The 16,867-nt window shown below is 40.3% G+C and carries 10 protein-coding genes; 7 read left to right on the top strand and 3 right to left on the bottom strand.

Translation table 11 applies throughout. The features are described 5' to 3' along the window. Positions 1-20 precede the first annotated feature (20 nt). Positions 21-884: a sigma-70 family RNA polymerase sigma factor gene (locus BN8_RS11815; protein ID WP_009282104.1), complete on the top strand. Its 864-nt coding sequence runs from the start codon at positions 21-23 to the stop codon at positions 882-884. A 72-nt stretch (positions 885-956) separates the two neighbouring features. Here BN8_RS11815 and BN8_RS11810 read toward each other — a convergent pair whose 3' ends face one another. Continuing rightward, positions 957-1,892: a DUF4249 domain-containing protein gene (locus BN8_RS11810; RefSeq protein ID WP_009282103.1), complete on the bottom strand. Its 936-nt coding sequence runs from the start codon at positions 1,890-1,892 to the stop codon at positions 957-959. Between the two features lie 29 nt (positions 1,893-1,921). Continuing rightward, entirely contained in the window at positions 1,922-4,336 is a 2,415-nt protein-coding gene (locus tag BN8_RS11805; protein WP_009282102.1) for a TonB-dependent receptor, read from the bottom strand. A gap of 591 nt (positions 4,337-4,927) precedes the next feature. Between BN8_RS11805 and BN8_RS11800 the strand changes: the two genes are divergently transcribed. The 4 genes from BN8_RS11800 (at position 4,928) to BN8_RS11775 (ending at position 11,624) form a co-directional block, all read left to right on the top strand. Next, positions 4,928-5,758 carry a polysaccharide biosynthesis/export family protein gene (locus BN8_RS11800; protein WP_009282101.1) on the top strand — a complete coding sequence of 277 codons (831 nt, stop codon included), beginning with the start codon at positions 4,928-4,930 and terminating at the stop codon, positions 5,756-5,758. A gap of 31 nt (positions 5,759-5,789) precedes the next feature. Then, positions 5,790-8,132, top strand: a complete 2,343-nt coding sequence (locus tag BN8_RS11795; RefSeq protein WP_009282100.1) for a GumC family protein — start codon at positions 5,790-5,792, stop codon at positions 8,130-8,132. A 53-nt stretch (positions 8,133-8,185) separates the two neighbouring features. Beyond that, positions 8,186-8,851 carry a sugar transferase gene (locus tag BN8_RS11790; RefSeq protein WP_040005757.1) on the top strand — a complete coding sequence of 222 codons (666 nt, stop codon included), beginning with the start codon at positions 8,186-8,188 and terminating at the stop codon, positions 8,849-8,851. Between the two features lie 1,363 nt (positions 8,852-10,214). Then, positions 10,215-11,624, top strand: coding sequence for a hypothetical protein (locus BN8_RS11775; protein WP_009282098.1), 1,410 nt, complete (start codon positions 10,215-10,217; stop codon positions 11,622-11,624). A gap of 686 nt (positions 11,625-12,310) precedes the next feature. Here BN8_RS11775 and BN8_RS11770 read toward each other — a convergent pair. Continuing rightward, positions 12,311-13,396, bottom strand: coding sequence for an endo-1,4-beta-xylanase (locus BN8_RS11770; RefSeq protein ID WP_192579044.1), 1,086 nt, complete (start codon positions 13,394-13,396; stop codon positions 12,311-12,313). A 1,137-nt stretch (positions 13,397-14,533) separates the two neighbouring features. Here BN8_RS11770 and BN8_RS11765 point away from each other — a divergent pair. Further along, a complete protein-coding gene (locus BN8_RS11765) occupies positions 14,534-15,724 on the top strand; it encodes a polysaccharide pyruvyl transferase family protein (protein ID WP_040005755.1) in 1,191 nt (396 codons plus the stop codon). After that, the gene (locus tag BN8_RS11760; protein ID WP_040005754.1) at positions 15,684-16,799 is read left to right on the top strand and encodes a glycosyltransferase family 4 protein; all 1,116 of its coding nucleotides are present in this window, start codon (positions 15,684-15,686) and stop codon (positions 16,797-16,799) included. The genes BN8_RS11765 and BN8_RS11760 overlap by 41 nt, the downstream gene beginning before the upstream one ends. Positions 16,800-16,867: the final 68 nt, after the last annotated feature.

Genomic DNA, 16,867 nt, shown 5'->3' with positions numbered 1-16,867 from the left:
CCGCACGGGGACAAAGTAATATGAGACAGCTAAAAATTTCCAAACAGATTACCAACCGCGAGAGTCAGTCGTTAGACAAGTACTTGCAGGAAATTGGTAAGGTGGACCTGCTCACGCCCGATGAGGAAGTGACGCTGGCCCAAAAGATTCGCGAAGGCGACCAATTGTCGCTGGAGCGGTTGACCAAAGCCAACCTGCGCTTCGTGGTATCGGTGGCTAAGCAGTATCAAAACCAGGGGTTGTCGCTGGGTGACCTGATCAACGAGGGCAACCTGGGTCTGATTAAAGCTGCTCAGCGGTTCGACGAAACACGCGGATTTAAGTTCATTTCCTACGCCGTTTGGTGGATCCGTCAGTCGATTTTGCAGGCACTGGCCGAGCAATCACGGATTGTCCGTCTGCCGCTCAACCGGGTTGGTTCACTGAACAAGATTTCGAAGACGTTCTCCGACCTGGAGCAAAAGTTTGAACGGGAGCCGTCGCCGGAAGAACTGGCCGCTGTGCTGGAGATCTCGGCCGCTGAAGTTGTAGACACCCTGAAAATTTCCGGTCGTCACGTATCAATGGATGCGCCGTTCGTGCAGGGTGAAGAAAACAGCCTGCTCGATGTCCTGGAAAACGATGGGGAAGACAAACCGGATTCGGGTCTGATCAATGATTCGTTACGTAAAGAAGTACAACGGGCGCTGTCGACGCTTACCCAGCGTGAGGCCGATGTGATTACGCTGTACTTTGGTCTGAATGGTGAACACGCCATGACGCTCGAAGAAATCGGTGAGAAGTTTAACCTGACCCGCGAACGCGTTCGGCAGATTAAAGAGAAAGCCATTCGTCGGCTCCGTCATACATCACGCTCAAAAGCGCTGAAGACATATCTTGGTTAACAAAACCAATTGTGATACAAAAACCCGCTCCATCAGCGGGTTTTTGTTTTTACCGGCTTACGGTTCTGATTATCAGCGTTTCAGGGTAACAAGCAGCGTAGATTTATTATAGGCGGCAAAGCAACCAAGTCCATTTTTGATGTTGCTCGGAATCATGACAGGTTCGGCGAAAGGATTACCATCATAGCGGGCCGCCAACTCGGCCGCAGCATGGTACCGGTAGTAGGCTTCATCAACGTGAAGGAGTACGGCCATGACCGTGGCTCTAGCATAGTAATCACGAAAGATGGTTTTTGACGTACTGGTCGCTTTGTCGGTTGAGTCGGCCTGGAGCTGTCCCCACTCAGACGTAAGAACGGAACCATCTCGCAGGTTATCACTGACCAGGCCACCCAGGTTGGCAGGGGCGCTGAACGCAATCGGTGCCCTGACGGGGCGTTGACTGGCTTTTTCGGCGGGTGAACAGGTTACACAACTGCGCAGGTACGTAAACGCACCGATTGTCTGGTAGTAATTTTTTGTGCGCGACGGATCCCGCCAGGCGAGTTGAACTACATATTGTTTGTTACCATTGGTTTCCTGGACTGAATCGAGCACAATTTTTTGAACCGGAACCGTAGGGGGAACGGTGCAACTGCTACTGACCCGCAGACCGTCGGGCGTTTGAACCGTCAGGGTGTACGTCTGTCCACTACGTATTGGTAGGCGGGCCGGACTAGCCTGGTACTGTTGCTGATCGTCATTATACAGCAGCGAGAGAGAACGCCCTGCGTTTGTCAGCGTAACGTTGGCGTCGGTGACGAGTCCACTGGTTGCACTATATGGGTCCCCAATTGGGCGGGTACGATTAACTTTCACCGTCAAAACAGTATCCTGCGGAGAGATAAAGGCCGACACAACCAGTTTGTTAGGTTGTTGGGTAAGCCCATCCAGATCAACCTCCTGACGGAGATTCTGGCAGCCAGTTAGAACAAGAAGACTAATGCCGCACCATACAGACACATTCATAAAAACTTCAGAAGACGTTACATAAGGCGTTAAAATTTGAATGAATAATTAATGGTGGGGATAACTGGAAAGAGAGAGTACCGGTAGAGGACCGTACGGGAAGGCTTGTTTTGCGCGTCTACTTTGCCTTCCATCGAATAAAAGAAAGGATTGCGCCGATTATAGGCGTTGTACACCGTAAACTCCCACGTACTACGCTGGTCATTTTTTCGGCTGCCAATCTGCAGACTGACGTCGAGCCGGTGATACGGCTCGGCTCGAAATTTATTCTTGCCACTATATTCTTTGGTGGGCTGGCTATCACCGAATAGGGGCTGGCCTGAATTCAGGCTCCGCTCCGGATTATTGATGTGAAGCGTGTACCGGGCCAGGGGAATCGTGAGTGCCTGGCCAGTGCCATATACCCACGTACCCGACAGGCGGACCCGGTTGCTTATTTCATAGATGCCGACAAGCGCAACGTCATGTCGGCGGTCATAGCGTGGAAAGAAAGGGCGCCCACTGTTCAATTGCGGAAATTGCCAGCGGGTGAGTGATAGGGTATACCCAATCCAGCCCGAGAAAGAGCCTTCTTTTTTCTGTAGCAGCAGTTCAAGGCCGGACGACCAGCCCCGTCCCGCCGTGACATTGTCTTCCCAGCGGGCCTTCTGGCTTTTAGTGGCGTTGCCCGGGAGCAGAAAACTGGATCCCTCCCTATAGCTGATAAGGTGATTCATGGTTTTATAGTATCCCTCGACTGACACAGTCACGTTACGTGACGAGGTGGCCGATCGCCCAAACGTTTTGCTCATTCCCGCGGCTATCTGCCAGGCCTGTTCAGGTTTAACCCGATCGGTTGTGGGAACCCATAAATCGGTAGATAAGCCCGTACCGGTGTTGGAGAGCATGTGGACGTATTGATTCATCATGGTGAATGACCCCTTCGCCGAATACCCTGTCAAGAATCGATAGTCTACTGAAAATCTTGGTTCGGGCCGTATGAACTGCACTGCTTTGTGGAGGTAGTGACTAAGGCGAAGGCCGCTGTTCAGGTGTAACCGTTGCCCCAGAAACCAGTCGTGTTCTGCGTAAAGCCCCGATTCAAGCACATCAATGGGCTCGTTTGAGTCGGAGGTTACCGGGGCATTCAGGGTTGTTTCGACAATAGCACTGGGCGTAAACTGGTGGTACGTACTGCGCAGACCAGTGCGGATCTGGTGTTTACTGCCCAGTTGCAGTTGCCAGTCGTATTTGAAGGTCAGGTCCCTGATGCCTGACTGATACTTAAGCTGGTATAACTGGGTGGTACTATCCGAAGTAACATTAGCTTCCTGCGTATTAACTTTCAATTGATATCGACTGTAGATCAGCGCAGAATTACTACTCATTCGGTTTGAAAACCGATGTTGCCACCGCAGTGAAGCTGTTGTATTACCCCAATCCAGTCCCGATTGCAGAAACGTCCGCGACGCGTCGGTACGTTGCCCCCTGAACATATCGTACCCCGTATAACCACTAAATGTTAGGTGGTCCCTCGGGCTTAAGTCAGCATCGACCTTTGCGTTAAAATCATGAAACCAAGTGCGGTTTGGTAGCTGATCGGCCTGATCGCGCTGGGTCAGCCACTGGGTCAGCAGGCCGTAGTAGCTGCGTCGGCCGGCGATCAGAAAAGAAACCCGTCGTTTGAGCAGAGGGCCTTCCAGCATAAACCGGGAGGCAATCAGGCCAAGACTTCCCCCGCCATGAAGCCTATGCATATCGCCTACCTTCGACTTCATATCGATGACCGATGAAAGCCGTCCCCCGTATTGGGCAGGGAAGCCACCTTTGGTCAGTTCAACGCTTTGCAGAACGTCGCCGTTAAATGCCGAAAAGAAGCCAAAAAGGTGGTTAGGGTTATAAATAGTCGCATCGTCCAGTAAGATCAGGTTCTGGTCTGGCCCACCTCCCCGTACGTACACCCCCGTGCCCCCTTCTGTTCCTTTTTGAACACCAGGGAGCAATTGAATTATTTTCAATACGTCCTTTTCGCCCAGCAAAGCCGGTACCTTCTTCAGTTGGTCGAGAGAAATGGACATTTGGCTCAACGACAAATTCTCGCTTAGCCTTGTATCGGCTGTAGTTGGCCTGACGGTTACTTCAGACAGCGTACGGCCTGACGACAGCACGATAGTCACAGGCTCCGCCATGGAGTGGTCGGTGAGGGGAACAACGGTGTTCATATACCCAACGTGCGAGATTGCCAGAGTTATACTGTCGGACCGAGACACCTTTATTGAAAAGAAACCTGTTGCATCGGTTCGGGTTCCCAGACCGGTCTGGGCGACAACAACGCTTGCGCCTGACAAGGGAAAGCCGGTCCCTTTTTCGAGAACATGACCAGTAACAATCCGACTGGTCTGAGCAAAAAGAGAGAGAGAAAGGAAATAGCAAAGGAGTATGATACCAGCGATTCGTTGTCTCATAACCTTACCAATAATACCGATTGAGTAAAATAACCACCACACTCTACTATAGATATAGATCTTAAGGGCGGCAAGTTAAAGGTATAATGGCTAACTAACGCCTAATATTTATTGAAAATAGAGAAAAGTATCAATAGGCAGCATATAAATTTAGTAATTAGAGATAACAGTAAATTAATTAAAAGACCTTGCCTAACAAATAGATAAGTATGTGATAAAATTACCTAGTAATTTGAACGTAAATACTTGTAATAATACAATAAAATAGAATAAACATATTTAAATGTTTAATAAATTTCTTATAATAATCTATGCACTTTCGCAATCTACCCCCTAGTATACAGATAGTTACGCATTTATTTACGAAAATTTAAAAGTGTAAACTAAATATTTGTTGTTATTCGATATAAAAAATTTGTAAGTTTGAACTGTTGTTTACTTCAACTGTGCAAATGATAACTAGTATGTTTCGTATAACAGATAGTGAGAAGAAAAATTTGAGGTGCTGAAAATTCGATAGACTCTTTATGTTAAAGTGGTAATGCTGCTGGAGCGGCTCTACAAATCCTTTGCGTATAACAAAACATTGACATGCAAATAAGACCAACAATCAGTAAAAGAAGGATTTTTCTGACGGCTATACTGGGTTTGCTGATACTAAGCAGTCAATCACTCACTAGCTGTGTGTCAACGCGTGAGTTAGTTTATTTTCAAGACGGTACGGGAGAAGGGGATAAAACATCCGTTGCCAGTAAGTATACACCCACCGTTCAGGCTGGGGATGTACTTTCTATTCAGATCAGCAGCCTTAATCCCGAGGCCTCATCATTTTTTAATCCGTATTCGACCGTCGCACTAGCTGCTGAACGGGGTAACCAAATGAATACACCGGGTAGTACGACTCCACTGCCACCATCGACAGGTTACCTGGTCGACAACGCAGGTGATATTGAATTACCCGTTATTGGAAAGCTTCACGTAAAAGATCAAACGACCAGCCAGATTAAAGATGTTATCCGCGATAAGGTTAAGGATTACCTTAAGGAGCCAACCGTAAATGTGCGTAATCTCAACTTTCGCATTTCGGTGATGGGCGAGGTCATGCGTCCTGCATTGTTCACTATCCCGAACGAACAGATTACGCTGCTGGAAGCTCTAAGCCTGTCAGGCGACGTTACTATCTACGGCCGCCGGGATAACGTACTGGTTATTCGCGAAGAAAATGGCCAGCGAACCTTTTCTCGCCTTGATCTGACAAAGCGGGATGTTTTCAAGTCGCCCTATTACTACTTACATCCTAATGATGTAGTGTATGTAGAGCCGGGTAAAGCGAAAGCTGCCACCGCCGACCGTACCAACCAGCTACTGCCAATCGTCCTGAGCGCTCTTTCCTTTCTGGCAATCATCGCATCCCGCTTTTAGAAACTCTCGTCCAACTCAATTCAGAAGATTTATGACAACGTCGAACAATTACACCTATACGCCGTATCAGGTCTACGAATCGGACAATTCGCCAAGCTTACGAGTGGTGCTGATGCGGTATTTAAGACATTGGAAATGGTTTATTCTCTCTGTGGTGCTAGCACTGGCAGGGGCATACATGTACTTACAATATCAGCAGCCTATCTACAAGATTTCAACCAGCTTACTTATTAAAGATGAAAAGAAGGGGCTCAGCGAAGATAATATCTTGAAAGAGCTAGACATTTTCACTCCCAAAAAAGTCATTGAAAATGAGGTTGAAGTGTTGAAATCATATTCATTGATGGAAAAGGTAGTAGATGGCTTAGGGCTTGATGTAAAGTACTATCAGTTAACTTCAACAGGTAAAAGAGAAATTTTCAGAGAATCCCCATTTAGACTTATTGTTGAAAAAGCTGATCCGTCTTTGTACGAAACAGACTTAAAGATTCAGCTCGATAAGCAAAAAGTTCATATTAATGATCAGCAGTACGTACTTAATCAAAGTGTTCAGACTCCGTATGGAAAGCTTCGGGTTGTGACTCAACCAACGTCGAGCACCCTGTCGGATGATTTGTTGGTAGAAGTTTCGCCAAAAGAAGAAGCAGTTGAAGACTACTTAAAGAAGTTAAAAGCAGAAGCAAGTAGTAAAGCGTCTACTGTTATTGTAATTACACTTGAAGATGCCGTGCCTGAAAAAGGAGAGGCAATGTTAAATGAACTGGTTGAGGAATATAATAAAGCTGCAATTTTTGATAAAAATCAGGTAGCAGCTAACACGCTAAAATTTATTGAAGATCGGCTCCAATTGATTTCAGGGGAATTAACATCTGTTGAAAAAGATGTTGAAATATATAAAGCCAGTGAAGGGATTACCGACTTAGGAACACAGGCACAGGTTTTTCTGGAAACAGTTAAACAAAATGATACTGATCTGAATGAGTCTTCAATTCAATTAGCAGCAATAGAAGATGTCGAACGATACATTGAAAGCAAGGTTACTGAGCGGGGAGCTGCACCAGCCATTGTTGGTCTGGAAGATCCTGTTCTAATTGGCTTATTAAGTAACTTGACAGAACTTGAATTGAAGCGTGATCAATTAGCGCAAACGACAACTGAAAAAAACGTTCTACTTCAATCGTTAGATTCTCAGATCAATGCTACGAAAAAAAGCATAAGAGAGAATATTCAAGGGTTGAAGAGGGTTTTAGTCAGTACGAAGCGTAAACTCGAAGCTACAAATCGTCGGCTGGAGAGCCAGATCCGGACAGTACCGAGTAAAGAAAGAGCATTACTGAATATTACTCGGCAACAGGCCATAAAAAATAATCTATACACGTATTTGTTACAAAAGCGTGAAGAGACTGCTTTATCATACGCATCAACTGTTGCTGATAGTCGTACCATTGATCTACCACGTAGTGGAGCATTGCCAATCAAACCTGTAAAAAGCACAGTATTTTTTCTTTTTGGTTTATTAGGCTTGTTATTTCCAGTTGGTGTTATCAGTGCAAAAGATGTACTTAATAACAGAGTTAATCGTCGTTCAGATGTAGAAGAGGCAACACAAGTGCCTATTTTAGGGGAAGTCGTTCAGAATAAGCACACCGAACCGATTGTTGTCTTGTCGAGAAGCAAATCGGTTATTGCTGAACAAATTCGAACGATTCGTACTAACCTGCAATTCCTGCGTAATGATCAAACGGCAAGTCAGGTATTGCTATTTACTTCCAGTATAAGTGGAGAAGGGAAGTCGTTTGTCTCGCTGAACTTAGGTGCCAGCCTGGCCATTGTAGGGCAACCTACAGTGATATTAGAAATGGACCTTCGTAAGCCTAAGCTCCATGCTTCAATAAACATTCTTAAGGGGATAGGGCTAAGTAATTACCTTATTGGAGAGGCATCACTAGATGATGTTTTACAATTAGTACCTGGTCATGATAACTACTATATAATAACCTGTGGACCTATTCCTCCTAATCCGGCAGAATTACTTAGCGGCCCACGCTTAGAACAACTTTTCAAAGAGTTACGGGAGCGATTCAGACACATAATAGTAGATTCGCCACCAATCGGCCTCGTTACAGATGCACAGTTAATTGCTCCTTACGCAGATGCAACACTATTTATGGTGCGCCATGATCATACGCCAAAGAATTATTTGAAAATGGTGGATATACTGTATAAGGAACAGCGATTCCAGCGATTAAACTTGATTTTAAACGCTGTTGATGGTGGCGAGACTTACCACTATGGATATAGCTATGGTGGCTATTACGAAGAAGATTCTACCGGTTCTAAAAAGATCCTCTACAAATCGAATAAGTCCCAATAAGTATTAATTCACCAGGCAGAATTGTAACTCATTGTACTTTTTCAATCGTAAGTATGCTCAGCCTTACTACACTCATCGTAGAGCCGGTATCTGATGTAACTGGCAAAAGCGTAGTCTCAAGCCAAAAAGAAGGATGGGATAAACGTCTGTTTGACATCTTCATTTCGTTTTGTGTAATACTATTCGTAATGTCTTGGGTAAGTCTGATAATAGGATTGATTATTAAGATAACTTCTCCCGGACCAGTATTTTTTATGCAGTTACGAACTGGACGAAATGGTCGGCCATTTCGGTGCTTTAAGTTCAGAACAATGACTTATGATCCTAAGGCAACTTTCAAGCAGGCTACTAAAAATGATGCACGTATCACTCGCTTTGGTGCATTTTTGCGCAAAACTAATCTTGATGAGTTTCCGCAGGTTATAAATGTCCTGTTAGGAGATATGAGTATTGTTGGACCGCGACCTCATCCTATACAACTTGATGCTCAGCACTGGGACACTATGCCTGGTTATCCAGAACGATATGCAGTAAAGCCGGGTATAACTGGATTAGCTCAATCTCGTGGTTGCCGTGGAGAAACATCAAAACTAATACAAATGCAGCATCGTGTAAAATACGATCATTTCTATATTCAAAAACGTACGTTTTGGATGGATATGAAAATTTGCTGGTGGACTGCTGCGAAAATGGTTCAAGGTGATAAAAATGCGTTTTAATTTTTATCTGGCTAGTACCGAATTTTAAACGTCAATACCATAATAACCCTTATTGTATAGTAATAAGGGTTATTATGAGCATTAACAATTATATAATGAGTTCTTTATTAAAGAAAGGTGGAGTCGCTATTCTTGATCAAGTGTTATTTTCAGGTAGTAACTTCTTACTAAATATATATCTTGTCAAGCTACTTATCCCGGCAGATTATGGTTTGTTCGGAACGCTCTATTCAATATATATCTTAATTTGTATTGTTTTTACATCTATATTTTTAGAGCCATATATTTATTACAAGAACACTATGGATGATACTCATAACTACACTAAATTATATTCAAGTTATTATAACCTTCTGCTACTTTTTTCAATTTTTATAACAGCGGTAGGTTTACTATTAACTAGTTATATATTAATATATTTTTCATTTATAATTATAACTTGTGTAATTTACTTTTATAAAAGACATTTTTTAGCAATTTTATCTCCAAAATATTCATTGAAAATAAGCATGAGTTATTGCTTTTTTCTAATATTAGGTTTATACATGTTAGAGAAATTTTTTGATAAAAATTTATTAAATTCTTTTTTAGTTTTGAATATTTCTAGTTTTATATGCATAAGCCCTGTAATATTTTTTAACCCAAACTTCAGAACATTATTGTATAAAGTTGATGAATGCAAAGAATTTCTTAGTGTTTTATATAAACAAAAAAATACGCTTTTCATTGTATCACTTCAGGGGTATTATCATGGATTCCAAGCAATATATACTTTGTACTTTTGCCAATATTTTATTCAAAAGAATTGAATGCGGAATTAAAAGCATTACAGAATATTGCATTGCCCATTACACATCTAAACATTGCAATCGTTAGTTTACTTGTACCAGTGTTTATAAATGCTTTGAATCCGTTTAAACTCATAAAACAAATTTCATTATTATTCATAGTGTTACCTCTATTGTATTTATTTTTTGTGATAATTTTTTCAGGTTACATTGAATTATATATATATAATAATAAATATTTAATTGATTCGTTTTTAATCTCTGGTTTATTAATTGGTATAATTCCGGAAATAATATCTAACGTATTTAAGGCTTTTTTTCGATCTGTAGAAAAGCCAGAATACGTTACTAAGATTAACCTATTCAATGCAATTTTATCAATATTCTGCGTATATTTTGTTTATCATTTTGGATTAAAAGGGGTAGTATTTTCTTACTTTACAATTAATTGCTTAAATATGATGTGTTCAATTTATTTCTTTATGTCAGGGGTGAGAATGAATAGAAAAAATTATTACAAAGTAGCTTAGAATCAAAGGAAGACTCAGCTTTTTAATTCATAAAATTTTAAAGAAATGGAAACTTTTGCAACTAACATGTATCGAGCAATGCCTTTAGAAAAAAGGATTGTTATAAATGATAGTTATAGTAAAATGATATATGAAGTATTTATATTATCACTAATTTTAACTTGGCTTCCATTTAAAGCTTTTGCATATGCTGCCCCTTATATTTTAGTTTTGTATACATTTATTGTTTACAATTATTACAATTTGACCTTAAATCTTATTAAATGCATTTTAGCGTGTACTATTTTTATTGGTATAAATTTTTTTCTAAGAGAAGATTTTATATTTTCTAATGGTATACTCGCTATTATCACATATGGATCATTTTTGTTTTTGTTTGCAATGCCTAATAGAAAACTGTCGCTAACTTATGAATATAAAATCTATAAAATTTTACGCATAGTCGTAATCTTTCAAAGTGTTTTTGGAATTATTCAGTTCTTAATAGCTTATGTAAAATTTGGTAGTTATTCGGTTGATATGGGTGATTTCATTCAAGGTACTATCGTTCCTCTTTCATTCAATTTAGAAGGAGATAGGGGCATAGGTAATGCATATTTTGTAATAAATATTCTTATTATGATGTTATTCATCATGACAGATCCCAATAAAACAAAGAAAACATATGGAGTAGTATTGATAGGAAGTATTGCTGCAGTACTAGCAGGAGTTCACCATGCATTAGTGTCACTTTTTTTAGCTTTTTTAATTTCACTAGTAATAATCGATTTGAAAAAAGCTATTAAATATTCTTTTGTCATTATTCCAGTTGTTGCCATAACGCTTACCGCTTTTTATTTATTAAACCCTAACAATGTATATTTATACTCGCATTATTTCAATCTCTATTCTACCGGTGAATCATTTAAGACTATTGCTATGAAAATGGCTTTTGTAGATTTATATGAGGATCATTTTGATATAAGTCTTATTGGTACAGGTCCAGGTCAATTTTCTAGCAGAGCTGGACTTATAGCATCGGGTACATACTTAGGAGGATTAGACGAAAATCGAACGATTCCTTTCTTTTCAATAGAAAAATCATCCTACTTTAAAAATTATGCTTTTGAAGTTTATTATTCTATGAAGACTGATAAAAGTACAGTACATGGAGCTGCAAGTAGAACATTTTTTTCATTAATGTCTCTCTGTATTGAGTTAGGTATCATTTTATTTTCAATTGTCATATACTTTATAATTAAAGGCTTAATATTCATTAGGAGAAAGTATGAAGTTTTTAAAAGCCTTAATTCAATACAAGAGAGAGATATTGCTATTATGTTATCGTGTTCAATACTTTTTTTTGTTTTTATTTCATTTTTTGAAAATTACTTGGAGATGATCCAGGCGACACTTAGCTGTTTTATACTGATGAAAATTTTTTATAATAAAATTACGAGTGTATATAAGAACTAAGAAAGTGTCAATTACTTATAGAGAGATCGGCTTTAATCTGTTATAGCCTCAGTGGCGAACCAGTGAGCTGATACTTTCGGCCACCGAAGTTGGCACAGTTCGACTATTAGCCTCGTCAGCTCGGTATATTCAAACCTTCCATAACTTTCCAATACCGTCCATAAGTCTCAGCCGAGAGTTGCTGTTTGCGTACATTGACGTGCATTAAGCATAGCTCTTGATATTTAGAAGATAAAATATAGGTGCATTTAGCACCCGCTCTGCTATTAGATAGAGTATCGAGGGTTCAGCTTTTCTGGAGCTTTATTAAGCAACAGATTAGTCTGTTCTAAAGGACCTATGTTTTTATTTGTTAAAATACTCATAGAAGTTCTGCCAATGGGGCCACTCTTGTGGTGAGTTGCTCTACCGCGCTGGCGGCCCTGTAGCAGTTTGTACGAAGTTGCGATACGATGGTATTCATAATTTGAAAGATTCGCAAATTGGATCACCAGAGCAATTGTAGCCGATTGGGTCATAGTCAGCGCATTCTACTGTCAGTGCATCATTTTGTAGTTTGTCGACTAAAGAGATGATATGACTCTTAACTTTTTTTAACCCACCAACGCCTTTTAAAATGCAAATAACCAGAACATTCTTGCTCTGGTTATTTGCATTTAAGAATAGATAAGATACGTATTTGAATATTAGTTTTTAAGCCCATCAAGAATTCCGTAAAAAGCTGGTTTCTTGTTATAATTGGCGTCAAAAATGCAAGGAGCGTCTTTCTTCTTCTTTTGAGCTACAATCCAGCTATCTGCATCACTAAAATCCCAAACAGTAATTCCATGTTGTAAACGGCCTGGTATTATTTGCTTATATAAAGATGCGACAGATTGGTATTTAGAACGTTGTGCGTTTAATAACTGTTGATTTATCTCTAAGTTAGCATCATTACTGGGGTTCAATGCCACATCAAGCTCTGAGACATGAACTAGCAGGCCTGTAGCTGCTAATTTTAAAAAAGAATTCCTAATTCCAGCCTCAGACGTATTTAAATTAATGTGCATTTGTGAGCCAATGCCGTCAATTTGTACACCACTACGTTTAAAGTCTTCAACCATTTTGATAACTGCATCTAATTTTGCTTGAGAATTTTCAAGCGAATAATCATTATAAAACAGTTGAGCTTTAGGATCGGCTTCATGTGCCCACTGGAAACAACGTTTGATGAATTTCATATAATCTTCATCACTTGAATACATTTTACGAAACGCTGTTTGATCAATACCACCTTTGCTAGTAAATACTTCATTATAAACATCCCAGCTTTTAATTTTTCCTTTATGACGTGATACTATTGTTTGGATGTGATTTTTAATCATTTGTTCAAATTGAGCTGTAGTTCCTTTATATTGAAGCATCCAATCTGGTGCACCCGTGTGAAATACCAAGCAATGCCCATGTAACCGAATGGGGTTCGATTCAGCCCATTTGACCCAATAATCAATCTCTTGAAAGTTAAACTTATTTTCGGCACTTTCAATACTCATGTAAGCATGCACAGTTTTTGAGCTGAAATTGCTTTCAAACATTTGATAACCTTTCGTCTTTTTAGAAATCCAAGAACCAGGGGTAGCACCTATTGGGAAAGTGGCTGTCGATTTTAACGTTGCATTTGTATCAGCAGTACGAGCAGCCGAAGCTATATTAGTTTCTGTCGATTCTTTGATTGGATCAATCTGCTGATCACAAGCAGTCATTAGGCCTGTAATAACAATCAGAGTCAGCATTGGTAAAAACTTTGCGAGATGCGTAGAAGTGGTGCTTATGAGGTACATTTTTTTGTCCGTTTTCGTTGAGACAAAATTGATGTACCTACATAAAATTAACCTTAAACGCTGGTTAACAAGCTCTTAAACATAAATTATAAACTAATTAACAGCGAATTAACCAGTAATTAAAATAGTTTGGTGTATTAAAGATACCTTAAAATCAAACGTATTAAATTTGATAAAATAATATATCTCACCTGTCATTTATAGTAAAAAATATATGACCAATCGTATAAGACATACTATTTATAAGTTTTTTTAATTTATATATATCTAATTATTTATACTTATGCTGCGATTAAGTCAAATAAGTTGAGAAACTCTCATTTGAAGCTGGCTGGTTAAAATGCAATTAATCATTAGTCAAATTATTAGAAAAAAGAATATTTATGAAGTGACTATGCCTATTTCATTAGTTGTTAATCAATTTCATTATGTATAAATATAAAATTATTGATTTTGGCAGAATAATATTTGGTTTAGAGCTGGGGTGAGTTTATGGGATTTAAGGTTTAACCTTTGATTACTATATAATTGTTTCGGGTGAGTTTGAGCCCAGAAGTATGTGGTCTTGATCTTTTGTCAACTCTTCTGCTAGGCAGGATTAGGGGTGATGTAATTTGGGTCAGATAAGACACACAACAAGAGTCTATGGAAGTCAAAATGCTTAATACGCTGTTACGCTCGATAATCCAAGTATGCAAGGCTAAATAGCTATAACTGTATCATAAAAATTAAAAAATTAATTGGAAAAAAATAAATTATCATACTAATAAGTCTTTTAAGTAGAAATTATAGCGAAAGACTGTAGGCCAGACATGGCTTCAATAAAAAGAAGGTATAGCGTATAGACGGAGGTATTGGGATAATATATATTATACATGCGATTGTGCAAGTCGCGAAATACTCAGCAGAAGTTTGTTTTAATCCATTCATTAGCTATCACAAAAAATTGTCACTTAATCGGCCAGCACATGTTAGGCACCTTATTGACTTACAGTGAGTTATAGCTTATGAGTGACTTTAAATTATTGTATAGTTTTTATTTTGCATATATATATTGTTTATATTTATGGTGTTTAAGAAACAAAATAAATGGGAAAGAACTTTATTTTAGGCCATTTCGGCGGGTTTAACACTGGCGATGAAGCAATGCTCGGTGGTTTCTTAAAATCACTTCCTTCAGGTAGCAATGTGCTAATCAAATACAAAAATGAGGTGGATGTTGACTGGGGTGAGCATGTAAACCTCTTTCATGGCAGCTACACAGATTTTGTTAAGCCAATAGGCACTGAAGATACATTAGTTCTTTGTGGAGGAACTCATTTTCATGATGATTACAGCCCAGTCCGGCTGCTACGTCATTGGCTCTATTTGCTCCGGATCAACTATTTGTTTGTTAAGGCAAAACGTCAGGGGGCGCGAACGCTTTGTATAGGTAATGGATTCGGACCTGTAAAGCACCCTGTAACCAAACTATTAATTAAGCAGTTTGCCGGACTATGTGATGCGATAACGGTACGCGACAAAAGCTCACTTCGGGTTATGGATGCGCTTGGCTGTAAAGTCAATCTAGTTCATCCTGACTTGGCAATGCTACTATACAACCCTCATGAGCGTGTGTCAAAGCAGGATATAGTCGGCGTTTCGCTTACTTCTCTAAGCTCTCAAAGCGAAAGAGCTGTATCGGATGAGGAGTTGACAAAAGCTGTTGCCGATGAGCTCATCACTTTTTCGAAAGCAAATAATGGTAATGTTCTGATCCGGTTATTCGTAATTCGGTCTGGTGAGCGGGAGAGCGATGCACCGATTATGAATCTATTGCATCAACGTTTACAGCAATCTAACGTGCGATCAGAAATATATGCCTTTAATAATGACCTGAACGCGCTGATTCATCAGATGCAGGCTTGTCAAGTGTTGCTGGCATCGCGTTTCCACAGTGCCGTTTTGGGAGCAGTGACTCAGAATCGGCTCATTATACTGTCGTACCATAACAAGCTGGTTTCTTTCGCCGAGGAGGTGAAAATGGATAAGCGTTTCGTAGTTGATCTGCAACGTACGGATGCGGTGCAGCAGTTGGCTGGACTATCAAAGGTAATTTCTAGATTATATACTTCTAATCAACTCAATTACAATTTCCCTGAAGCCGATATTCGACAATTAGATAAGCAAATACGTGCTATTTATGAAGAGAGTGTTAACATTCGTGTTCACGCCAACGTACGGCGGGCCCCACAACCAGGTGAATCGGCTGTTCCTTCCACTGCGGGATCAGGACTATGAAACGGTCTTATGCGTTCATAAAGATTTTGAATCGAAATGGGAGGAACACTTTAATAAATTGGGTGTTCGTATACTGAAATACGATTTTAAGCGGTTACGATTCAATTCGTTCCTAAAAAACAATCTTCAATACGTATCCTCTTTTTCTAAGGATGTTCGGGAGATTGAGAAGTTAATCGAGGAAGTTAAGCCGGACGTTGTCCAGGTCTGCGGGTTGCTGAATGTTCAGGCGGTACTGGCGGCTAAGCGGTTAAACATTCCAGTAGTTTGGCAATTGCTCAGTACGTTTTCCCCACCGCCGATGCGTTTTCTCTATGGCCAGCTGGTCAAACGCTGGGCGGATTCAATTATGAGTACCGGTATGCTAGTCTCCCGCAAGCATTACTTGAATGGTAATGTTCAGGGCCGAATCTTTCCGTTTTATCCGCCGGTTGATACATCACGTTTCGTTGGGGCTAATGAAAAGAGGAGGGAAGCCCGGCAATTTTTCGGAATTCCAGAGGACGCTATCGTTATAGGTACGGTAGGTAACCGGAATCGACAAAAATCCCACGATCAGTTTGTACGCATTGCACAGCAGGTACTGTCGAACACTGAAAAAGACGTTTATTTCGTAATCGTTGGGGCTATCACGCCGTCGTACCAATCTACGTATCAAAGCCTGGTCGAGCAATTCATTCAGACAAATGGGTTATCGCAACGAATCAAATTATTTGAATCAACGATACCGGTTGACACTATTTTGTCTGGTTTTGACGTGTTTCTGTTGTCGTCGATGGCAGAGGGGGTACCTACCGTATTATTAGAAGCGATGTCGGTCGGTGTGCCGGTAGTATCTACCGATGTCGGTGCAATCCCAGAAATAATTAAAGAAGGTAAGAATGGCTTTTTGTACCGCCCCGGTCAAAACAGCAGGGCGGTAGATTACCTGATTACGCTAATTAATGATCCAGTGTTAAGAAATCGTCTTGCTGACAACAACGTGCGTGATGCTAAAGAGAAGTTTGATACCGTAGTATGTTCAAAAGTGCATAAAAATGCTTATGACTTTGCTTTACAGCAACATGTAGCGTAAGCTTAAACTTATATCCCACAAAACAAAAGAAACCGTTATTTAACGGCTTCTTTTGTTTTGTGGGATTG

Origin of the sequence: Fibrisoma limi BUZ 3, from assembly GCF_000296815.2 — a bacterium.
Lineage (GTDB): Bacteria > Bacteroidota > Bacteroidia > Cytophagales > Spirosomataceae > Fibrisoma > Fibrisoma limi.
This window is presented reverse-complemented; position numbering and strand designations above follow the sequence as displayed.

What these genes read in the sequence shown, in the direction of transcription:
- BN8_RS11795 (WP_009282100.1), top strand. Translation starts at nt 5,790, where the DNA reads ATGACAACGTCGAACAATTACACCTATACGCCGTATCAGGTCTACGAA.
- BN8_RS11765 (WP_040005755.1), top strand. Translation starts at nt 14,534, where the DNA reads ATGGGAAAGAACTTTATTTTAGGCCATTTCGGCGGGTTTAACACTGGC.
- BN8_RS11775 (WP_009282098.1), top strand. Translation starts at nt 10,215, where the DNA reads ATGGAAACTTTTGCAACTAACATGTATCGAGCAATGCCTTTAGAAAAA.
- BN8_RS11805 (WP_009282102.1), bottom strand. Translation starts at nt 4,336, where the DNA reads ATGAGACAACGAATCGCTGGTATCATACTCCTTTGCTATTTCCTTTCT.
- BN8_RS11810 (WP_009282103.1), bottom strand. Translation starts at nt 1,892, where the DNA reads ATGAATGTGTCTGTATGGTGCGGCATTAGTCTTCTTGTTCTAACTGGC.
- BN8_RS11790 (WP_040005757.1), top strand. Translation starts at nt 8,186, where the DNA reads ATGCTCAGCCTTACTACACTCATCGTAGAGCCGGTATCTGATGTAACT.
- BN8_RS11815 (WP_009282104.1), top strand. Translation starts at nt 21, where the DNA reads ATGAGACAGCTAAAAATTTCCAAACAGATTACCAACCGCGAGAGTCAG.
- BN8_RS11800 (WP_009282101.1), top strand. Translation starts at nt 4,928, where the DNA reads ATGCAAATAAGACCAACAATCAGTAAAAGAAGGATTTTTCTGACGGCT.
- BN8_RS11770 (WP_192579044.1), bottom strand. Translation starts at nt 13,396, where the DNA reads ATGCTGACTCTGATTGTTATTACAGGCCTAATGACTGCTTGTGATCAG.